The 21373-nt window shown below is 66.3% G+C and carries 13 protein-coding genes and 2 pseudogenes; 10 read left to right on the top strand and 5 right to left on the bottom strand.

The genetic code is table 11. The features are described 5' to 3' along the window. Position 1: 1 nt before the first annotated feature. Both A9973_RS11275 and A9973_RS11280 read right to left on the bottom strand, forming a co-directional pair. Positions 2-1324 (bottom strand): hypothetical protein, encoded by a 1323-nt coding sequence (locus A9973_RS11275; protein ID WP_183013873.1) that lies wholly within the window; start codon positions 1322-1324, stop codon positions 2-4. Beyond that, positions 1321-2370, bottom strand: a complete 1050-nt coding sequence (locus A9973_RS11280) for a hypothetical protein (RefSeq protein WP_183013874.1) — start codon at positions 2368-2370, stop codon at positions 1321-1323. Before A9973_RS11280 ends, A9973_RS11275 begins: the two co-directional genes overlap by 4 nt. A gap of 486 nt (positions 2371-2856) precedes the next feature. On the opposite strand from A9973_RS11280, the gene A9973_RS11285 reads away from it, so the two are divergent. From A9973_RS11285 to A9973_RS11325, 9 genes and pseudogenes are all read left to right on the top strand, one after another. Next, positions 2857-5370, top strand: a complete 2514-nt coding sequence (locus A9973_RS11285) for a class I tRNA ligase family protein (protein ID WP_183013875.1) — start codon at positions 2857-2859, stop codon at positions 5368-5370. Positions 5371-5459: 89 nt separating this feature from the next. Further along, positions 5460-5657, top strand: a pseudogene (locus A9973_RS11290) (modulator protein); the annotation flags it as partial. 168 nt (positions 5658-5825) lie between these two features. Then, positions 5826-6413: a TetR/AcrR family transcriptional regulator gene (locus A9973_RS11295; protein ID WP_183013876.1), complete on the top strand. Its 588-nt coding sequence runs from the start codon at positions 5826-5828 to the stop codon at positions 6411-6413. Positions 6414-6509: 96 nt separating this feature from the next. Further along, complete coding sequence (locus A9973_RS11300) at positions 6510-7004, top strand: hypothetical protein (protein ID WP_183013877.1); 495 nt, start codon at positions 6510-6512, stop codon at positions 7002-7004. Next, on the top strand, positions 7001-7369 hold the full coding sequence (locus tag A9973_RS11305) for a hypothetical protein (RefSeq protein ID WP_183013878.1): 369 nt from the start codon (positions 7001-7003) through the stop codon (positions 7367-7369). Before A9973_RS11300 ends, A9973_RS11305 begins: the two co-directional genes overlap by 4 nt. Before the next feature lie 97 nt (positions 7370-7466). Further along, a complete protein-coding gene (locus tag A9973_RS11310; protein WP_183013879.1) occupies positions 7467-7913 on the top strand; it encodes a YMGG-like glycine zipper-containing protein in 447 nt (148 codons plus the stop codon). A gap of 78 nt (positions 7914-7991) precedes the next feature. Further along, a complete protein-coding gene (locus A9973_RS11315; protein ID WP_183013880.1) occupies positions 7992-8522 on the top strand; it encodes a GbsR/MarR family transcriptional regulator in 531 nt (176 codons plus the stop codon). Between the two features lie 121 nt (positions 8523-8643). Continuing rightward, entirely contained in the window at positions 8644-9900 is a 1257-nt protein-coding gene (locus A9973_RS11320) for an SDR family oxidoreductase (RefSeq protein WP_183013881.1), read from the top strand. Beyond that, a complete protein-coding gene (locus A9973_RS11325) occupies positions 9897-10370 on the top strand; it encodes a DUF2269 domain-containing protein (protein ID WP_183013882.1) in 474 nt (157 codons plus the stop codon). Before A9973_RS11320 ends, A9973_RS11325 begins: the two co-directional genes overlap by 4 nt. Before the next feature lie 44 nt (positions 10371-10414). Here the strand turns inward: A9973_RS11325 and A9973_RS11330 are convergent, their stop codons facing one another. Beyond that, a complete protein-coding gene (locus A9973_RS11330; protein ID WP_183013883.1) occupies positions 10415-11698 on the bottom strand; it encodes a pyridoxal phosphate-dependent aminotransferase in 1284 nt (427 codons plus the stop codon). Between the two features lie 229 nt (positions 11699-11927). Here A9973_RS11330 and A9973_RS31130 point away from each other — a divergent pair. Next, positions 11928-12116: pseudogene (locus tag A9973_RS31130) on the top strand (hydrolase); the annotation flags it as partial. Between the two features lie 29 nt (positions 12117-12145). On the opposite strand, the gene A9973_RS11340 reads toward A9973_RS31130, so the two are convergent. Together A9973_RS11340 and A9973_RS11345 are read right to left on the bottom strand one after the other, a co-directional pair. After that, positions 12146-17530, bottom strand: coding sequence for an autotransporter domain-containing protein (locus A9973_RS11340; RefSeq protein WP_370539481.1), 5385 nt, complete (start codon positions 17528-17530; stop codon positions 12146-12148). A 771-nt stretch (positions 17531-18301) separates the two neighbouring features. Further along, positions 18302-21142: an autotransporter outer membrane beta-barrel domain-containing protein gene (locus A9973_RS11345; RefSeq protein ID WP_255469125.1), complete on the bottom strand. Its 2841-nt coding sequence runs from the start codon at positions 21140-21142 to the stop codon at positions 18302-18304. Positions 21143-21373: the final 231 nt, after the last annotated feature.

Consider the following 21373-nt stretch of genomic DNA (forward strand, 5'->3'; position numbering starts at 1 on the left):
TTCACGCCGGATCGTAGTGCGCCAGCAAGCGGGCGATCGCGTCGCGCAAGGCCCGCTTGATCATGCGTGCTTCGGCGTCATCGTTTTCAGGCCTGGCATCGCGCACATGGCGTTCGCGCACCGGGGCGGTCAGATGCGCCACGCGCAATGCGATCGTCCCGCCCGCGACGGGCTGCGTGGCGCTGATGCTCACGTATTCCGAATGATCGATCTGCCGCACCAGCTCGCGCGCGCCCTCCGGGCTTTCGGAATACCGGGCATGGTTCGCTGAACCAGGCCCAAGGCGCACCGACAACTGCGCCGGCCCCGCCGTGCGCAACAAGGCCGACAAGCGATCCATGGCGCGTTCGAGTTCACCAGGATAGCCGCTGTATGCGCCATCGACCTCCCCGCGCGGCCGCAGCAACGCCTGCGCGTCGGCAAGGTCCGCAAGATGCGGGGCCAGCCGGGCGGCACCGCGCGCATCGCGCCGCAACCAGCGCGGCGCCACGATGTCCTCGATCCCATGCGTAGGCGGATGGAACCGATAGCTGCGGCCGTGGCGCGACATGACGCGGCTGCGATTGGGATCGGCGTCGTCGGTGGCAAGCAGGTCGACATGCGGCGCGTCGGTGCAGTACACGTCATTGCCCGCGGCGATCACGCATCCGGCGCGCAAGCCGCCGCGCACCAGCACCTGGCAACGGTAGTGCCGGCACAACATCGCCGTGGCGTCCAGGCCCTCGGTGAATGCGTGCCGGCCTGCGGGCAACATCAACAGGCCGATCCGCGCCGGACCCAGCACGGCAAGCATCGTGCCGGATTCAGGATCGGCCTCCAGTGCGCCGGTCTCGCCATTCGTGCCCGTATCGCTCGTATGCCTGTCCGCGGCTACGCCCACCCGCAGCGTATCGGCGGCCAGGCCCGCTGTGAATACCCAGCCCGCCACCCGCAGCTCCGGGTGACCGGGCAGTTGCGCCGGCAGCGCCAACGCCTTTGCCCTCACCGGATCATCCGCCACCAGAAACACCCATTGCTGCCCTTCGGTGCCGGGCAGCCGCGCCGCCGCGTCCTCATCCAGCAACGCGTAATACGCGCCATTGTCGGTATCGCGGATCCGTCCCAGCAGAGCCTGGGCGTGCGCCAGGTTCAACACCCGCAGCGTCAGGCCCTGCCACGCCACGCTGGCCACAGCGGGCGCCAGCCTGGCGCGTTCCGTCCAAGCCTGCTGCCCGGCCGCCTGGGTATCAAGCGCGGCGCGCTGTTCGCCGGCCTGCTCCAGCCGCTGCGCACGCTGCTGGTCGCGCCAGCGTTTGCGCGGATCGCCGTCGCCAGGGCCGCTCACTTGCCCTTGCGCATCGACACAGGAACGCCCCAGACCGGATCTTCCATGCCCTGCTTGCCCAGCGTCGTGATCTGCATCGGTTCCAGCTTGGACAGCAACTGCTGGTGTTCCGCGCTGACGTTCTTACGCTGCGCAATGAGCTTCTTCGAAAACTCCATGGGCGCCGGCCGGGTATAGACCGTCAAGTCTTCGAGCGGGCATTCGATCATCTTGGGATCGACCGCGCGGCAAGCCGACTGCTTGTACTGGTAAGCGGGCGTCTTCAAGTGCATGCGCTGGCTCAGCACCAGCTGGCCGCTTTTGAGCGTGAAGCTTGCCAGCGCCTGCTTGGGCGGAATGCGCGACTGCACCTTGATCGCGGGGATGTCGCGATACTTCGTATCTTCGCGGTAGCCCGCCGCCGAGGTCTGCGTGGTGTCGCTGTATTGCTGCTCGCCCCAGCTCACGCAGGCGCCCGAGGCCGCGTGCACGGCGGTGCAGACCGTGCGCGTCTTGGTCTGCGTGCCATAGCTGGCATCTTGCCATGTGGTCTGCTTGTAGAACTCGCGATAGAGTTCGGGCGACAAATAAGACGTGCCGTTAGCGCCACGGCCCGATCCAACCGGGCCTTTCTGCGCGCCCACGCCGTCCAGCAGCGCATTCAGCTTGTAATCGTCGCCGCCCGTCAGCAGGTACTTGCCAGGCGGCAGGATATGCACCTCGAACGATTTGAACAGATGGGGCATCTTGGTATCGTTCTGCAGCGAATTGGTCTGGAAGCTGCGGCTGAAGGTCACCTGCGGCGCGGCTTCGTTCATCCAGATCACACGCGTGGTGTACTTCGTCATGGCCAACGCATCGCCCAGCGTGGGATGGGGCGTCAAGTCGGCCACCAGCACCACGGCCATGTCCGACTTCAGCGCTTCGTCGATCAGGTCCAGCAGCTGCGAATAGCGCGGATCGTCCCGGGTGCCCTCGTCGCTCGATAGCGAAGGCGACGCGCAGCCCGACAGGGCAATCGAAAGGGCCAGGGCGGACAGGGCAAGTCGCGGTCGCGGCAAAGTCATGGATCGGTCCTTAAATGAGGCTGAATCAGATCATTGAGCGCGCATACTACCGAGCCGGTACCGCACCGCAATGCCCGCTTGGAGGCTTGAAACATGGCGCGACACGCGACTGCGCACACTGCGGCCGGCTACGCGCCACCGCCTGCCCCTCCCTTGGGGCCGAACCATCAGCAATGGTGCGGGTTCCCACCACACCCCGCCCGCGCCCGGCCCCGCCGTCCCTGCACTCGCCACCGAAACAGCGGCGAAAACTATTGTTGCGATTGTTTCCGGTCCTGGTGCTGTGATAGAGTCAATCCACAACGTCAACACGCCATCAGCCCATACCCGTGTCCAGATTCCTGTCGATCGTGATTATTCGCTCCTCCGCTGCCATTGGGCGCCGGGGGCGAATTACGTTGGGCAGCTAAGCCCCACCTTCGCACCTCGCCTTCCAAAGGGCAGCGTTCAAAACGCTGCCCTTTTTGCATTTCTGGACTCGAAAAAATGTACACGCTGAATCTTTTCAAGCATGAATTCCCGCTGACCACCCTGCACGCCGAAAAAAACGAAACTCTGCAACGCTGGTCCAGCCCGCCGGTCGTGGATAGCCTGCATCGCACGCAAGGCGCCCGCCCGCTCTTCCTGTTGCACGACGGTCCGCCTTACGCCAATGGCGCTTTGCATCTGGGCCACGCCGTCAACAAAGGCCTGAAGGACTCGGTGGTCAAGTTCAAGCGGCTGCAGGGCTATTTCGCGCCGTATGTCCCCGGCTTCGACTGCCACGGCCTGCCCGTTGAACTGGAGGTCGAGCGCCTGGGCCACGGCAAGGACGACGCGCCGGCTTTCGTGGCGGCATGCCGGTCCTACGCCCGCTCGCAAGTGGACCTGCAGACCGCCCAATTCCGGGAACTGGGCGTGGCCGCCGATTGGGACCAGCCCTATCTGACCATGGCCCCCGCCTTCGAGGCCGGCGCGGCGAAGCTGTTCCAGACGCTGCCCGGCGCCGTCACGCGGCTGCGGCCGGTGCATTGGTGTCCGGCGTGCGCCTCGTCATTGGCGGAAGCCGAGGTCGAGTACAAGACCAAGGCCGGCGACAGCCTGGTCGTGCTGTTTCCCGTCAAGGGCCAGCAGGACCTGTTCCTGGACGTATGGACCACGACGCCGTATACGCTGCCCGCGAACAAGGCCGTCGCCTACAACCCAGCCCTGAGCTATGTTGCCGCGGCGGACGGCCTGCGCACGCGGGTGCGCTTGCGCCAGGCGGGCGACGACCATCTGCCCGACTTCGACCTTGCGGGCCTGACGGTCACCAGCCCCTATACCCGGGATACCGTCCCGGTCGTGCCGGCGGACTTCGTCAGCCGCGCGGGCACGGGGCTGGTGCATATGGCGCCGGCCTTCGGCACGGACGATTTCCGGGTCTGCGAGCAATACGGCCTGGCGGTCGAGCAGTACCTGGACATGCGTGGGCGCTTTGTCGCGCCGGGCATGGGGGGCATGGATCTGGCGCAAGCCAGGACCCACGTACTGGAACGTGTCGCACCCCTGGTGGTCTCCTTGTCCACGCTGGAACATGAATACCCTCACTGTTGGCGCCACAAGACGCCGGTATTTTTCCGCGCGTCGCAAGAGTGGTTCCTGGATTTGGCCGAGACCCGGCAGCGCGCCGTGCGCGCGCTGGAGGATGTGCAATTCGTGCCCGCCTCCGGCCGCGAACGGCTGACTAGCATGCTGGCCAGCCGCGGGGCCTGGTGCGTATCGCGCAACCGGCTGTGGGGCACGCCCCTGGTGGATCCGGCCAACCCCGACGATGTGCGCCTGGCCGCGCGCGTCGCCACGGAAGGCGTTGAAGTTTGGCAAAGCGAAGGTCCGCGCCGCACGCTGGACGTATGGTTCGATAGCGGCGTGACCCATCAGCTTGTGTTGACGCAGCGCTTCGGCCGCACCGCCGACGTGTATCTGGAAGGCTCCGACCAGCACCGCGGCTGGTTCCAGTCGTCGCTGCTGACCTGCGCTGCGACGGGCGGCGGCGCGCCCTACAAGCAGGTCGTCACCCACGGATTCGTGGTGGACGGCGCGGGCCAGAAGTTCTCGAAATCCAGCAAGAACTACCAGCCATTGGACCAGATGCTGAAGACGCTGAGCCCGGACGTGCTGCGCTTGTGGACGCTGCAGCAGGACTTCACGCGGGAACTGAAGTTCTCGGGCGAGGCGCTTGCGCTGACCAAAGAGCGCTTTCGGAAGCTGCGCAACACCATGCGTTTCTGCCTGCAGAACCTGCAGGATTTCGATTGGACGGCGCCACCGCTGACGCATCCGCTGGACCGGGTCCAGGTGGCCTTGCTGCGCAAGCTGGGCGCCGACGTGTGCCAGGCGTCCGACCGCTATGATTTTGCCGCGGCCGTGTCCCACCTGCTGCGTTACGCAGAAAGCGCGTCCAGCGAATATTTCCCGGCGGTTAAAGACGCCCTGTATTGCGACCGGCCCGACGCGCCACGCCGGCGGCAGGTCCAGCATGTGCTGGGCTTGCTGGTGCGCACGCTGGTGCGCCTGCTGACGCCGGTACTGGCCTTCTCTTGCGAAGAAGTCTTCCAGCACCTGAAAGCGGCGGGCGCGGAACACGCGGACAGCGTGTTGCTGGCCACGCTTGCCGACGTCCACCTTCCCGCCTCCGACGATGACGCCCACAACCTGGCGGCCTACGACGAAGCGCTTCTGACCAAGGGCGCGCTGCACCGTTGGGTGCAAACTTGCCAGGACGGCCGGGTCAAGGGTGCCCCGCAGGTGGACGTCCGACTATCGCGGACGATGGCGCAGAGGCTGGGCGCGTTCGCGGACGTGCTCGGAGCCGCGGATGTGCGTGCGGACGATTCGTTGGCCGAAGGCGAGGCGGCGTGCTTCCGGCCGACGGTATGGCGCGCTTGCCCCTGCTGCCGGCGACACGAGCCGTCCGTGCCGGACGAGGCGGGCCTGTGCATGCGCTGCAAGGCGGTCCAGGGCGCGTTCAGCCATCCGTGACCCGGCGTGGCGGGATTCATCATCCCGTCATTCCGCATTCCTATGCTTCCCACTTTTTCGGATGGGCGGCAAAAATGGCGCACGGCAAGCTCGAAGGCGCGCCGGTGCTGCGCAACGCGTCCGACGCCCCTGGCCTGGCGACGCTGGCGGCAGACATGCCGTGGATCATCGGCGCGGGCTCGTGGGACGGCGCGCGGGCCGACGGATTTTTCGGCAGCATCGGCGAAGTGCGCATCGTGGGCAAAGCGCTCCAGCCTGCGCAGTGGTTGACGGCTCGCAAGGGTTGAACAGTAACCGGCGGTGCCGCTTGGCGCCGCCGCAAAGGTCCCCGGGGTTGCCTTGACTTCCAGCCGACCAACTAGTAGATTGGCTGCCATACCAGCGCAACGGCGAGACTTCCGCTGCGCACTGCCGACAGCCGCCAGGCTATTTTTGCCACCCAGGATGGATTCACAATGCGTTTGGAGCTTTCCCCGAGAGCCGTCGAGATCGTCGAGCAGACCCGGCTGCTGCTCGCCGCCGGGGGCTATCATGGGTTCAGCTACGCCGATGTCTCCGAACGGGTGCATATCGGCAAACCCAGCATTCACCATCATTTCCCAGCCAAGTCGGACCTCGTTCATACCGTGGTCGTCCATCATCGCGAACAGGCCCGCAACGGGTTGGCGGCGCTGGACCAACACTTCCCGGACCCGTTGGTGCGCTTGACGACCTACACGGATTATTGGGCCAAGTGCCTGCGCGACGGCTCGATGCCCATGTGCATTTGCGCCATGCTGGCCGCCGAACTGCCCATGCTTCCCCAAGTGATCGCGGACGAAGTGCGGGCCTATTTCGGCGAACTGACTGCCTGGATCGGATCGGTGCTGGAAAGTGGCGTCGCCGCCGGGCGGTTCCGGTTGCGCGATGGCGTCCAGGTGGAAGCGCAGGCCTTCATGTCGACCGTGCATGGCGCGATGCTGACCGCGCGGGCATTGGGCGACCCTGAAGTATTCGCATCAATTTCGCGGGCGGCCATTCGCCAATTGACCGTATCGGATTGATCACAGCATGACGCGCACCTTCGGGTGCGCCTTTTATTTTTTTCAACTACCGACCAACTAGTTGGTTGTTTAATGGTTTTCACGGAGCCACCGACCATGCCACATCCTATTTCCACCTTGGGGGCCGCGCATACCCTCATCAGCCTGGTGCCCGCTATCGTTGGTCTATACAGTTTTGCGCGGTATCGCAGGATCGACAGCAGCACGCAAGCCGGCAAGATCTATCTGGGCGGATTGCTGCTGGCCGTGATGACGTCGTTCGGGCTGTCCAGCTCCGGCGGGTTCAACGCCGGACACGCGCTGGGCATCCTGGCGCTGCTGTCGGTATCGGGTGCGCTGCTTGTCTCACGGATGCCGCTGCTGTCCCGGGCGCACCCCTATCTGTCCCAGCTCGGGTTCTCGTTCAGCTTTTTCCTGATGTGGGTCCCCGGGATCGCGGAAACGCTGACGCGCCTGCCGGTCTCGCACCCGCTTGCGGACGGGCCGCAATCGCCCTTGGTGCGCGGCGCGCTGGCGGCGTGGTTCGGGATTTTCGTGATCGGCGCCGTGATGCAGCAGTTCTGGATCCGCGCACGCAAGAAGTCGTCATGAATCTCCGCGCCATCGAACCGATCAGGGCTGCCCGCATTGACGATGCCCCGGATGGCTACCGGGCGGAGCGCTTGCGCGCCCAGGCTCAGACCCAGACCCCAGCCGATCGTGTGGCGCGCCCGCAGGCGCCGCCGTTCGCCCATTGCCTGAAGAACGCCATCCAGGCATACCACGATCAACTGGCGGCGCTGGACGCGCATTCGCTTGCGACCCATCAAGCCCTGCGGGACGAGCAGACCGCGCAACAGGTACGCGCCGAAGCGGCCAACGACCTGGGCACGATCCAGGGCCTGCTGCCGCTGCAGCCCTATCGCTTCTCGGTGGGGCTGCCGCTGATCTTGCCGCATCGGACCTCAGGCAGATAGCCATACCCCATTTGAGGTACGCCGCATTCGCCCATGGGCGCGACGCGCCAAGCTAGACTCAAACGCAGCGGGCTCCTGACCGCGAATGGAGTTTTCAATGAAAAAGTCCATCTTTCCCTGCGCCGCCCCCCTCCTTTCCCTGTTCTGCTTTTGCGCTGCCGCACAGACGGTCACGCCGCTTAAAGGGCAGTCTGCCGAACTCACCCAACAAGACATCAGCGCCTGCCAAGCCCAAGCCGGGACGCCAAGCACGGATAGCACGCCGTCCGGCGGACGCGCGCGCGGCGCGGCGACCGGCGCGGTGGCGGGCGCGGCAGTCGCGGGCGCACGCGGCCGTCAACACGAAGAGATCTCTGACCGCGTAGACGATGACGTCAAGCAAGAGTACCGGCAAAACCAGGCGAAGGATGCCGCGGTAGCCGGAATGGTGGTGGGCGGCTCCCGGCAACGGCAAGATCGCCGCGAGACGGCGAAGACCAATTCGGCCGTCTCCTCCGCCTACAGCAGTTGCATGCAGCAGCGCGGGTATCAGATCGCGCCCTGAGCGAATCCATGCAAGGCCCATCTTGTTTCTGTTATTTCTGTCTTGACAGAAATAACAGAAACCTCCTACAGTGCCCCCATGACACTGACGCCGATCGCCGAACGATTCATCCTTCATTGGGGCGAGATGGGCTCGCGCTGGGGGGTGAACCGCACGGTCGCCCAGATCCACGCCCTGCTCTATCTGTTGGGCCGCCCCGTGCCCGCCGAAGAAATCGCCGAGACCCTGGGGGTCGCGCGCTCGAACGTCAGCAACAGCCTCAAGGAACTGCAGGCCTGGCGTCTAGCCCGGGTGGTGCACGTGATGGAAGACCGGCGCGACCATTTCGAGACGTCGACCGATATCTGGGAATTGTTCAAGCTGATCGTCGAAGGCCGTCGGCAACGCGAGATCGACCCCACGCTGACGATGCTGCGCGACAGCCTGGCCAGCCCCGAGATCGAAAACGAAAGCCGCGCCACCGAACAGCGCGTGCGCGAGACCCTGGAATTCCTGGAAATCCTGACCACCTGGTCCGACGAGATGCTGCGCATGAAGCCCGAAACGTTGATGAAGACGCTGGGCATGGGCGCAAAGATCAGCAAGACCATGCGGCGCACCAAGTCTTGATATCCGCAGGCGGGCCCGGATTCCCGCCTCTTTTTTGGCCACTAATTTCTGTCTATACAGAAATTGCAGAAACCAAAGAATCAATAAACATCATGAACGGCTTATCCATCGAGGCAACGGCATGAACATCCTGGTCTGCGGTGCAAACGGTTTTGTCGGCCGAGCCCTGTGCGAAGCCTTGTCGCAAGATGGCCATCGGGTACTGAAAGGCGTACGGACGCCCACCCAGCCGGACGAGGTCGCCGTTGACTACTTGGCGGACACCGACCCGGCCGCCTGGACGGACCGGTTGCGCGGCATCCACGCGGTGGTCAACGCCGTCGGCATTCTGATCGAAGACAGCGGCGCGACCTTCGACAAGATTCATCGGGCGACGCCGATCGCCTTGTTCGACGCCGCCTGCAGCGCGGGCGTCCGAGACATCGTGCAACTGTCGGCGCTGGGCGCCGAGCACGGCGACACGCCCTATTTCCAAAGCAAGCGCGCGGCCGACGACCACTTGCGGACGCTGCCCCTTGCGCACCACATCCTGCGGCCGGCGCTGGTCTACGGCGCGCAAGGGGCGTCGGCCCGGTTCTTCCGTGCCCTAGCGACCTTGCCGGTCCATCCATTGCCGGCTGGCGGTCTCCAGCCGCTGCGCCCGATCCTGGTGGATGAGCTGGCCGAAATCGTCGTCCGGTTGCTGCGCGGCGACGCGGGTCTTCCGTCCGTGCTGAATCTTGTCGGCGGCACCGAGGTCGAGTTCCGCCAGATGCTGGCGGTCTATCGGGCATCGATGGGCTTCGCGCCGGCGCGGCAAATGCCCGTGCCGGCGTGGCTGGTAGCGGCCGGCGCAAGCATGCTGAACCGGCTGCCGGGGTCTTTGTTGACGCGCGACACCTGGCGGATGCTGTGCGCCGGCAACACGGCCGCCGCCGCGACGACGACCCAGGTACTGGGGCGCGCGCCCGCCGGCATCGATTCCTTCATCGAACCCGCGGACGCCCTGGCGATGCGCCATCAGGCGCTGGCGGCGTGGCGGCCGGGCTTGCTGCGCGGCGCGCTGGCGTTGATCTGGCTTTGGACCGCCGTGTGCAGCGCCTGGCTGTATCCCGTGGCCGGCAGCCTGGCGCTGCTTGAGCCGGTCGGCCTGCGGGGCGCCGCTGCGCTCGCGGCGCTGTACCTGGCCGCCGGGCTGGATTTCGCGCTAGGCATCGCCACGCTCTGGCGGCCCGGCCGGCGCCTGTGGGCCGCGCAACTGGCGCTGGTGCTGGGCTACACGGCCGTGATCGCCGTGACCTCGCCCGAGTTCCTGTTGCACCCCTTCGGCCCGGTCCTGAAAAACGTCGCCGTCATCGCGCTTCTATTCATCCTGCTTACCGAGGAACCCAAGCCATGAACCTGTACCTGACGGTCAAGACCCTGCACATCCTCTCGTCGGTGCTGCTGGTGGGCACCGGCTTCGGCACGGCGTTCTACCTGTTTTTCGCCAACCGGACCGGCTCCATCCCGGCAATCGCCGCCGTCTCGAAACTGGTGGTCCGCGCCGACCTGTGGTTCACCACGCCGGCCGTGGTCTTCCAGCCCCTGTCGGGGCTGTGGCTGGCGCACGCCGCCGGCTGGCAATGGACCACGCCATGGGTCAGCCTGTCGATCGCGCTGTATCTGCTGGCGGGCGTGTGCTGGCTGCCGGTGGTGTGGCTGCAATATGAAATGGCCAAGATGGCGGCCACGGCCCACACCACCGGCCAGACCGCGCTGCCGGCGCGCTACTGGCGCTTTGCGCTGTGGTGGGAAGGCCTGGGCTACCCGGCCTTCCTGGCGATGGTGGCGGTGTACTTCCTGATGGTGCTGAAGCCGGTGCTATAGGGCGCCGAACGCAGTCTGACGCCTTAACGGGACACCTTGAGGATTCAGCCAGCCTTTGCCGCAAGCTCGACGGGCAATTCGGCATCCCCGGCAACCAGCCGCGGCTTCGCATGCTTGGCGCGGTAATCGCCCAGGAACTTGGCGATGCGGCCGATGGCTTCCCGCAGGTCCGTCTCGTGCGGCAGGAACACGATGCGGAAATGGTCGGGGCGCGACCAGTTGAAACCCGTTCCCTGCACCAGCATCACGCGCGTGGCTTCAAGCATTTGCAGGAAGAACTGGCGGTCGTCCTCGATGGGATACACCTCGGGGTCCAACCGCGGGAACATGTACAGCGCGGCTTGCGGCTTGACGCAGGTGACGCCCGGAATAGCGGTGATCAGCTCATAGGCCAGTTCGCGCTGGCGGTGCAGCCGGCCGCCTTCGCGCACCAGGTCGTTGATGCTCTGGTAGCCGCCCAGCGCGGTCTGGATCGCCCACTGGCCCGGTACGTTCGCGCACAGCCGCATGTTGGCAAGCATGTCCAGACCTTCGATGTAATCGCGTGCGGCGCCCTTGTCGCCCGAGACCACCAGCCAGCCGGCGCGGTAGCCGCAAGCGCGGTAGCTCTTGGACAGCGAGTTGAAGGTCAGCGTCAGCACGTCGGTGGACAGGCTTGCCAGCGCGGTGTGCTGGACATCGTCGTACAGCACCTTGTCGTAGACCTCGTCCGCCAAAATGACCAGTCCGAATTCGCGCGCGATATCGACAATACCCCGCAGGACGTCATCGGGATAGAGCACGCCGGTCGGGTTGTTCGGGTTGATGACGACGATGCCCTTGGTGCGCGGCGTGATCTTGGCGCGGATGTCGTCCAGATCGGGAATCCAGCCGTTCGCCTCGTCGCACAGGTAGTGCACGGGCGACCCGCCCGACAGGCTAGTCACCGCCGTCCACAGCGGATAGTCGGGTGCGGGCAGCAAGAGTTCGTCGCCATCGTCGAGCAGCGCGTTGGTCGCCATCGCGATCAGGTCGGAGGCGCCGTTGCCCAGGTAGATGTCTTCCAGCGTCACGCCCTGCGTGCCCTGCGCCTGGGTGTAGTGCATGACCGCCTTGCGCGCCGCGAAGATGCCCTTGCTGTCCGAATACCCCGCCGAATTGGGCAGGTTGCGGATCATGTCCAGCTGGACTTCCTCAGGGGCGTCGAAGCCGAATGCGGCCAGATTGCCGATATTGAGCTTGATGAGCTTCTGGCCTTCGTCTTCCATCTGCTTGGCCCGATCCATGATGGGGCCACGGATGTCATACAGGACGTGCGCGAGTTTGCTCGATTTTTTTACGGTCTTCATGGACGGTTTCCCGTGAAATGCGCGCCTCGCAGGGTCGGGCGCTTGATCAACCAGGGTTTTGTTGCTGGATCGCGACCAATGATAGCCGCCAGACGCGGGGTGGCTGTCGAAGTTCATTGGAGGTGGAAACTCGACACCTTTTAGATCAGAACAGTCGGCCCGAAATTCGGCACTATACGCGTTCGAAGCCGGCCCATACACTGGGCCTTGCCGGGATAGCCCTTCGCACTTGCAGGCCGGCGTGGTGCCCATCGATGTGGCTGCCGTAGCGTCCGAGCGGCAACGGACGTGAAACCGCGAAGATGCGGCGGAGTGGGCGCGGGCCTACACGGGCATCTTTCCCAATTACCAGCTGCTGATCGAGAGCTACACCAAGGCCCAGGAAGTTGCGAACAATAACGAGCAGTTGGACTCATAACGCGCTTGACGGCAAGCGGCCGGCCCCGATCAGAACCGGTACCGCACGTCCAGCGTGCCCGAGTGCTGCTGGTTACCGTCGCCGAACTGCCCGCCGTAGATCACACCCACCGTGGTGCGCTTGCTGACGGCCATGTTCACACCCAGCTCCACCAGCGCGGCGTCGCGTGCGATCGGCACGCCGTTGGCGGTGAAGGACTCGCTGCCCTGCACGAACGACATCGTGCTGGCCGGATCGACATCGCCAAAGGCGTGGCGCCAGCCCAGCGTGCCGAACAACTGGCCCTGGGCGCCCGCGCTTTCAAAGGCGCTGCGGGCGTGCAAGCCCACCGTAGCAGTGGTGACGTTGTTGCGGCCGGCCTCGCCGCGCAATGCCGCGTCGCCGCCGGACTCGGTGAAGGCTCGGGTGCGCAGGCTGCTGAAGCCGGCGCCAATGAAGGGTTCAAGCGTGACGCGGTCGGTCAGCGGCATGGCGTAGCCTAATTCGCCGAACACTTGGGACGTGTTGCCGTCGTACTCGGCCTTCAACGTCTGCGGCAAACCTGCGGCGTCTGCGTAGCGCTGCGTCTTCATCTCGTGCCACGTGTAGGACGCGCCCAGGCTCAGGTTGAGCTTGGCACTGCCGGCGTCGAACGCTTTGCCGCCGTAGACCGTCAGGCTATAGCTGTCGGCCTGCGAGCTGGATGCGCGGTCGCCGGTGCGGCTACGGCTGTTGGAATAGCCGACCGCGCCGCCCAGGCGCCAGCCGCCACTCACGGCGACGTCGCCACCTGCCGACACGCCGCTGTCGCTTTGCGTAGTGCGAGCGGCATTGCCGTTGCCGCCCAGCGCGCTCCAGTTGCCGAAGACCTGTGCCCATACGGGTTGCGCGGCCGATTGCGGCAAGGCGGCGGCATTGCCCAGGCCCAGCTGGGCCGTGGGCACGCCTGGCAACATGCCCGCCCCCAGGTTGGCACGCAAGCGGTTCATCGGGATCTGCACAAAGCTGTTGGCCACGCCCTGCGCCACCGATAACGTGGTCGCGTGCGCCTCGCCGGACAGGCCATCGAACACATCGGCCGGCGCGCCATTGGGCAGGTTCAGCACGCGACGGAACAGCCCGCTGTCGGCGGGCAGGCTTTGCAGCGCCCGAGCGACCGAACGCTGGTTGCCCGTGAAAGCGGCGTCAGCGAACTCGATCGGCCGCATGCCGCCACCGTTGCCGTTATCAGGCACCTGCTTGAACTGCACCGTTAAATCCACCTGGTTGCTGCCGTAGGCCAGCGACGGCGTCAGGAAGGCAAAGTCGCTGGAGACCGAATCAAACCGCCCCAGCAAGCCGCCGCCAGCCGTCAGAATGGTGTATGTGGTGGACGGCGCATAAGCGCCGTTCTGCCCCATGTGCAGCACTGTTCCTGCCACGTTGGCAATACCCGTGACGTTGACGCCGCTGTGCTGGCCGTCTGCCAAGGCAGCCACGCGATACGACGCGCCCGGCGCCATGGTCAGGTTGCCCAGCACGCTCAAGCGGCCAAGCGGCGTCGCGGCGTTGCCGGGCGCCAACGTGGCGCCCGCCCCCACCGTCAGATCATTCAACGACCCGATGCCGGACACCGTGGTGCCCTTTGTGGCCGCGACTAGCGTACCGCCCAGCCAGCCGTCGACCTGCAAGCCGCCGGCCGACAAGGTGGTGGTGCCGGTGTAGGCACGGCTGTCGCCGGTCAGGGCCAGCGTGCCCGCCCCCCGCTTGGACACCGCGCCCGTACCAGCGAACACCCCCGCGAACACCGAATCGGTGGCTCGGTTGAACACCAGGCTGCCGTTATTGATGACGGTGCCGCCCAGCGTGCCGTGATTGGCGCCGTCGCCGACCTCCAGCGAGCCCGAGGCGATGGTGGTAGTGCCGGTAAACGTACTGTCGCCTGTCAGCACCAGCGTGCCGCTGCCTTCCTGGCGCAAGTCGCCCGATCCCGAAATCGCGCCGCCGTAGACCACGCGATCGCTGCGCTTGAACGCCAGCGTGCCGTCGGACCGGATGTCGGCGTTGCCGGTAATGCTGCCGGCGGTGGCGCCGTCGCCCACTTGCAGCCTGCCACCGGCCACCGTGGTCGTACCCAGGTAGGTATTGGCGCCGGTCAGCACCAGCGTGCCCGCGCCCAGCTTGGCCAGACCGCCATTGCCCGACAAGGATTGCGTCACCGTGAAGGTGTTGCCCGCATCGGCGATGTCCAGCCCGCCGCCCCCCCCGCCCAGCGAGATCGCACGGGCCGTGTTCTGGAAGGCGGTGCCGGTTATCCGCAACGTGCCGCCCTGGAAGTCCAAGCCGCCCGACGCCGCGCCCAGGTTGGCGTCCGTCGACACTGACAGCGTGCCCGCGGATAGGCGCGTCTGCGCGTAGATGTTGACGCCCGTCAGCACCAGCGTGCCCAGGCCCGTCTTGTTGACGCCGTTGCCAGCCACAACGTTGTCGAGCGTCGCAGTCCAGTTTGCCGATTGAGCGCTACCGTTGCCCACGCGCAATTCGCTCAATGCACCACCCGGCGGCGCCACCAGATTGAGCGCGTCACCATTCAGGCGGTAGCCGTCGCTGGCGAATTGCACGCCATTGGCCATGATGGCGCCTGCGGCGGAATCCACGGTGACCGTGCCCGCCGTGCCGCCAAAGATCGCGAACGCATTGGCAGGCGAAAACGTCGAATTCAAAGTCGCCGCGGCATCCGTCCAGTTGAAATAGGTCTTGGACCAGATGCCGGACCCGCCGCCCAGCTGCGACGGCGTGGCCGTACGGTCGGCGTTCCAGATATTGAGCGTCAGGCCTGCCGAATTGATCAGGTTGATCTGCCTGGATGCGCTCAACATCTGCACGGCCTGTCCCGCCGACAAGCCGGTGATGCCGCCATTGGCCAGGAGCAGCGAACCGGTGTAGTCAAACAGGCGGTACAGGCCGGCGCCGTAGCCGCCCGCGTGGTTGATGTTGAGCTGGGTGCCGTTCAGGGCCAGGTCACCGTTGACCTGCACGCTGTGGCCGGCGCCCGCTACTCCCGAGCTGCCCGGCGCGCCAAACGAATAGTCCATCTGGCTGCCCTGCGCCAGCGTCAGGTTGCCGTTGACGGTGAAGGTGCCGCCCGGAGCGCCGGGGGCCAGGCTGCCGCCGGACCGCACGGTCACGTCGCCGGTCACCTGGCCAAAACCGCCGAGCGACGCGCCGTTGGCCACCGTCACAGAGCTGAGCAGCCGCGCGCCGGCGTCGGCGGACGTGCCGCCTACCCATAGTGCTCCCGCGTTCACCTGGGTCGCGCCAGAATAGGTGTTGACGCCGTTCAAGGTCAGCACGGCGGTTGTGCTTTTGGTCAAGCCGCCGATGCCGGTGATCGCGCCGTTGTAGGTGCCCGCGCCAAGCGTCAACATGTTGGCCCCCAGGGTCACGCGGCCGCCGGCGGCGCCGTTGAGCGTGCCCAGCGCGGTATTTGCCGCGGCCGAGATGTCGAACTCGCCATCAGCCCCGACCTGCACCGTGGAACCGGCCGCCAGGCTGCCGCCCGCGCCCAGCGCCAGCGTGCCCGCCTGGATATCGACGCCGCCGGTGAAGGTATTGGCGCCAGTCAGGGTCTGCCTCTGGAGCCCGCTCTTGATCACCCCGCCAGTACCTTCGATCACGCCGTCGAAGGTACTGGCGCTCAGGTTCTGGAGGTTCAGCTTATTGGCGCCCAACAACACCGAGCCACCCGTGCCGGACAGGCCATTGACGGCCTGATTGGCGCTGTTCGACATGTCCAACACCGCGTTCGGGCTCAATGTCAGGCGTGACAGCCCGCTCAGTATCCCACCCTGAGCAACCCGCAGGGTGCCGGCCTCGATGGCCGTGGCGCCCTGATGGCTGAGCGGACCGGCTATCGTCAGAACGCCGGTCCCTTGCTTGGTCAGGTCGCCTGAGCCAGACAGCGCGCCCGTATAGGTGCCGTTTGCCGCGCTGGAAAAGACCACCGTGCCGCTATTGTCGATAGCGCCCTGCAGGCTGGTGCTATCGCCCTTCAGCGTCGCTCCTGCGACGACCGTGGTGCTGCCGGTGTAGTTATTGGCGCCTGTCAGAGTGACGGTTCCGGTAGCCGCGACCTTCAACGGACCGGTGCCCGTCAACACGCCGGACAGCGTGAAGGCGTTGGTTCCACCCGCGGTCAGGCCGCCGTCGCCCAGCGTGAAGGTGTTGCCCACCAACACGCCGGCGGCGGACGCGCCGATGCTGCCCCCCCCGGCATTGATCGCGCCGACGCCCAACCCGCCGCTGGCGTCGACCTGCACCGTGCCGCCATTGAGCGCAATGCTGCTGCCGGCGGGCATCAGCGGACCGTCCGACAGGCTCCAGGTGCCGCCAGTGACGGTCAGACTGTTGAAATTCAGGTACGTGCCGGCGGCGACGCTGGTCGTCAGGCCACGGTTGGCCGTATCGGCGAACGTCAGTGAATTGGTGCCGCCCGCGCCGCCATCTACCGTGCCCGGCTTTGCAAAGAGCAGGCCCGGCACCGCGGTGATGGTGATGGTCCCTGTGGTCAGGCCCTGCGCGCTGATCGACGAACCCGACTCGGCGGTGAAGCCGTTCTTGCTGTTCGCCCCCATCGACACGCTGCCGTTGATGGCGCCGGCATTGGTGAAGCGATTACCCAGGAACGCGCCGGCCGATTCAAAGGCGACGCGGCCATTGATAGTGCTGCCGATGCCGTTGGTGAAGGTGGCCACGCCGCCGCCATAGATTGCCACGGCCGCCATATCCGCGCCGAGGCGGGAGCCGCCGGCCAGCGCCTTCATATCGATGGTGCCATTGTTGGTGACATTGGTCACCCCGCCCGTGCCGTTGTGGATGGACAGCGCCATTCCCGTCAGGTTAGGCGCTTGCGCAAAGTAGGTATCGGGGCTCGAACCACGAATCAGGCCGGTCGCATTGTTCTCGACCGCATAAGTGCCGAGTCCCGCCGTTGTCGCTTCCGGCGGCCCCATGACCAGGCCCGACGACAGCACGCCAAGGCCAGAGCTCAATGCGTACACGTCGATCTTGCCGCTGTTGGTCACGTACACATTCCTGCCCGACAGTTCCATGGCCGTGCCGCCGATGCCCAGCAACGTGCCCACGCCGGCGCCCGGGTTGAGCGTCAAGTTCAGGCCGTCCAACCCGTTGGCGTAGCTCGGCGACAGCGGATTGGCCGCCCCGATGCACGTCACCGTGATGCCTGCCAAGGAGCAGGCCGCCTGCGCCGCGGCCACCGCGTGCAATCGCCACCGCACCGGCGCGTACACCGCCGTCGGCGCCGCGCCGCCGCGCGGCTGAGCCGCCAGCTCAGACACAGGCTGCCACATGCGCATAGCGCGGTTCCATACCAAGCGGTACACGTGATTCAAGGCCTGCTCCTCTGGACTAAGCTGCAAATGATGCGGGGCGTCCACGACGCGGAACGACCCAAGGCAGTGACGGCAACGATGTGGCGGGAGCCTGCCCGGGGCGACACCATACCACTTTGCAACTTTCTTTTACAGACCAGAAAAATACCGCCCAACGCCCGGTCAGCGGACGACGCTTGCCGTCGAATCGTTAAACGACGGCGTCGTGCAGGCCTATGCGAGCGATTGGTTTGATGGCAGTAATCTGACGATCCGCCTTAGAGGTCCGCAAGCGGCCTACATTCAAGCGTGGCGCCTGTCTACCGACAGGACTACCGTACAGGTAGATCACTTCGCGCTTGAGCCGGCCTTAACCGGTCAAGGCTGCGGTAAAGCGCTGGCCGAGGGATTCGCAGCAGCCCTGCGCGACGCGCCCCCCTGCGTGCACACCATCGACCCCTCGACCCATGGAGTGTTTTTCGTCAGTTGGGCGCTGCATCGGTTGAATTAGACCAACGGAGCACCCGACACCAGAATCGCCCAGATCTAGCCACAACTTGACCGAATTTTCGGCGCGCATGTTCACGTTGAATGAACTTTTTGAGGCAGAAACCAACTTGAATGAACCCGAAGTCTGCCATGAGAGGCACAAGCTGTGGCGGCGGCCCTCGCCGTCGTGCTGTTCTCCGCCGTACAGCGGGGCCGACATGGCAGGATCGCGGTGCCGCGCAGCGCCAGGTCATGCTTCCACAGTCCAGGATGAAGCGAGCGTTCGGGAAGCGACCCGGGCCGCAAGCCGGGTGGCTATTACAGCGATGCTTTGACTTCATGCCAGCGTCAGAACGCCCAGCGCCAGGACAGCGTGGCGCCATGGTCACGGTTGCCAGCGCCGAATTGGCCGGAATACGCCAGGGCGAGCGTGGCATTGCGGCCCACGGTGGCATTCAGTCCGGCTTCCACCAGCGCCGCATCACGGGCTATCGGTGCGCCCGCCACGGTGAAGGAGTCACCGGTGTCGAAGGCCAGGCGAGACGCGGGACGCACATCGCCAAAAGCATGGCGCCAGCCCAGCCCGCCAGTGACCGAGCCCCGCACCGTTCCCACCAGCAGTTCCTGGCGCGCACGCACGCCCAGCGTGGTGGTCGTGGTGTTGTCGGTCTGGCTGGCGCCCGACAGCGCGGCGCTGCCGCCGCTTTCGGCGAAGCTGCGGGTGCGCTGCCCTGCCCAGGCCACGCCGGCGTAGGGTTCCAGCGTAAGCGCGTCGCCCGCCCGCCAGGCATAGCCCAGTTCCGAGAACAGCTGCGTGGTGCTGGCGCCGTAGTCGGCGGTCAAGGTCTGGTCCAGGCCGCCCATGGCGATGCGCCGTTCGCTGCCCATGTCGTGCCAGGTGTAGGCGCCGCCCAGCAGCATGTTCAGCTTGCCGGCACCGGCCTGGAGAGATTTGCCGCCGTAGATCACGGCGCTGTAGCTGGACACGTCGGTGTGCGCGTTCACGCCGTCCAGGCTCAGATCGCTGTCCGTGTAGCCAATCGCGCCGCCCAGCCGCCAGCCGCTGCCGACGGCGTGGTCGGCGCCGGCAAACACGCCGCCCGTATGCTGGCGCACTGCTGCAGTGTTGCCGGTGGCGCCCAGGCGCTGCCAGTTGCCTACGAGCTGGGCCCAGGCCGGCTGCGCGGCGGAAGCAGGCAGGGTGGCTCCCACTGGTGCCGCGTCGCTCAAGCCCGCCGCGGCAGTGGGCGCGCCGGGGCGCATGCCGGCGCCCAGGCTGGCGCGCAGATGGGCCAGCGGCAAGTTGCGGGTCTGATTGCCGATGCCTTGCAGCGCGCTGACAGTGCTGGCGTGCACCTCGCCAGACAAGGCCGAGAAGAAGGCGGGCGGAGCGCCCACGGGCAAGTTCAGCGCAGAGCGATAGACCTCGTTGCCGGCTGGCATGCTGTCGACCGCGTTGGCGGTGGCGCGGGCGTTGGGCGTGGAGACCAGGTCGGCGTAGCGGATCGGGCGTGTGCCGGGATCGCCCGGTCCGGCGCCCGGCTGCGTTCCAGGTTGAGTCGGAGGTTCGGGTTCCGGCTGCGGTTCCGGATCGATCTGCTTGCGCGTCAGCGTCAGGATCGCGTCGCGGTCGTCGGCCGAGTAGCTCAACGACGGCACCAGATAGGCCAGGTTGGACGTCGCCGAAACAAAGCGCGTTCCGCTGAAGGCGCCATCGGCATGCAGGATAGTGTGTTGCGAGTTCTCGGCAAAGGCGCCCGGGGTGGCCGCGATCTGCACGGTTGCCCCGGAAAGCTTGGCGGCGCCGGTCACGTCCAGGCGGTCGGCCTGCGTGGCCGTGGCGCGCACGACATAGATGCCGCCGCTGCCCAGGTCCAGTCCGCCGGCCATCGTCACCGTGGCCGGCGCGCCGGAATCGCTGCCCAGCGCAAGCAGGTTGCCGGCGCCCTCGAAGCGCACGTCGCCGGTGGTGGCCGATCCTTGCCACAGGACCAGCTTATTGCGGTCGCCTTCGAAGACCACGGCCGCCACGCTGCTGCTGAGCGCGCCCTTGTTGATGACCGTGGTCTGGGTACCGGCCCGCAGCGCGGGGGCATCGAAACCCCGCTCCGCCAGAGAGCGGGCAGCGCCGGCGGCGCCGCCTGCGATGCTGCCGTTGTTGACGACGGAACCCGAGCCGATGGATACGCCGGTGCCGCCATCTCCGCTGAGGGTGTCCGTAAAAACAAATCCGTTCGCACTGATGCCTCCGCCGGCCCCCCCCGATATGATGGCTTGCGGGCCCACTGTGATATCGCCGGCAGCCAGCACGACGGCATCGCCGCCGCCGCCGCCCCGGTAATAGGACATGCCGCCTGCGCCGCCGGATACTGGGCCGTTCAGCGTCAGCGCGCCTGAGCTGATGGCAATGGCCGCGCCGCCACCGCCGCCGCCGCCGCGGCTCCGTCCTCCAGCGAAGGACACAAAACCGATGGCATCCGAGCCGGCGCCGCCGCGTACGTCGATGTTGGCGCCCAGGAACAAGTTCACGTGGGATAAGCTGACGATGTACGTGCCGCCGCCGCCGGCGCCGCCCGTGAAGGCGTTCACGCCGTCTTTGCCCGCAGCAGTCATTACGCCCGTAACGTTGTACGCTAAAGAGCCCGTGAGATTGAGGGTCTGGCCGCCGCCATTGCCGCCCCTGTCCACAAAGCCCCATTGGCCCGCGCCGCTCGCGCTGCCGCCGCCGCCGCCCGCGCCGGCCACGCCTCCACTGCCTCCGCCCCCGCCCAACAGCACGATGACGCCTGACGTATCTCGATAGGGCGCGCCCGCGCTCCCTCCCGTGCCGCCGGCACCACCGGGGCTTTCGCCCGCGTTACCACGGCCGCCGCCGGGGATGCGGCCAGGGAGGCCAGGGACCGGGAGAGGGGCGTTCCAATAGTCGCCGCCGTCCCCGCCCACGTCGCCGGGCGCGACCGAGTCGGGGATGGCCTCACCGCCTTGGCCTCCGTCACCGCCCTTCAGGCCGCCGCCGCCACCTCCCTGGCCGCCCGCGTAGATGCCCATGCCGCCCAGGCCGCCGCCGCCCTGGCCGGCAGCAGCCAGCGCATTGGCCGGAATGAACAGATAGAGGTTCAGGGCGAGGGTGATGGCCTTCGCTTGATTTAGCCGCAAGGGCGGGCGGCATTCGTTCGGGCGTAACGGCATTTGACCTATCCGGTGAATCTCTGAGTTAGCGGCTTCAATAACGACTTCCGCCTGCCGGAGGGCCGGACAATTTGCAACTGCGCCGTCGCAGCCGGTCGGCTATCCCGTGCGGACAAACTTGCTTCCGGCCTCAAGTCGTCGCACCTTATTCGTTAAATGCTGTCGGCGCATCGGACTTTAGTCGCAGGCGTAAGCTCCCCTTCCAGGCAGGCACCCGCCGGTAGAATTTCG

It is taken from the genome of Achromobacter sp. UMC46 (assembly GCF_014170335.1).
In the GTDB taxonomy this organism is placed as follows: Bacteria; Pseudomonadota; Gammaproteobacteria; order Burkholderiales; family Burkholderiaceae_B; genus Achromobacter.

Excerpts from the sequence above, each read along its gene's own strand:
- A9973_RS11310 (WP_183013879.1), top strand. The coding sequence starts at position 7,467 with ATGAAAAAGTCCATCTTTCCCTGCGCCGCCCCCCTCCTTTCCCTGTTC.
- A9973_RS11305 (WP_183013878.1), top strand. The coding sequence starts at position 7,001 with ATGAATCTCCGCGCCATCGAACCGATCAGGGCTGCCCGCATTGACGAT.
- A9973_RS11285 (WP_183013875.1), top strand. The coding sequence starts at position 2,857 with ATGTACACGCTGAATCTTTTCAAGCATGAATTCCCGCTGACCACCCTG.
- A9973_RS11320 (WP_183013881.1), top strand. The coding sequence starts at position 8,644 with ATGAACATCCTGGTCTGCGGTGCAAACGGTTTTGTCGGCCGAGCCCTG.
- A9973_RS11325 (WP_183013882.1), top strand. The coding sequence starts at position 9,897 with ATGAACCTGTACCTGACGGTCAAGACCCTGCACATCCTCTCGTCGGTG.
- A9973_RS11295 (WP_183013876.1), top strand. The coding sequence starts at position 5,826 with ATGCGTTTGGAGCTTTCCCCGAGAGCCGTCGAGATCGTCGAGCAGACC.
- A9973_RS11300 (WP_183013877.1), top strand. The coding sequence starts at position 6,510 with ATGCCACATCCTATTTCCACCTTGGGGGCCGCGCATACCCTCATCAGC.
- A9973_RS11315 (WP_183013880.1), top strand. The coding sequence starts at position 7,992 with ATGACACTGACGCCGATCGCCGAACGATTCATCCTTCATTGGGGCGAG.
- A9973_RS11280 (WP_183013874.1), bottom strand. The coding sequence starts at position 2,370 with ATGACTTTGCCGCGACCGCGACTTGCCCTGTCCGCCCTGGCCCTTTCG.
- A9973_RS11345 (WP_255469125.1), bottom strand. The coding sequence starts at position 21,142 with ATGCCGTTACGCCCGAACGAATGCCGCCCGCCCTTGCGGCTAAATCAA.
- A9973_RS11330 (WP_183013883.1), bottom strand. The coding sequence starts at position 11,698 with ATGAAGACCGTAAAAAAATCGAGCAAACTCGCGCACGTCCTGTATGAC.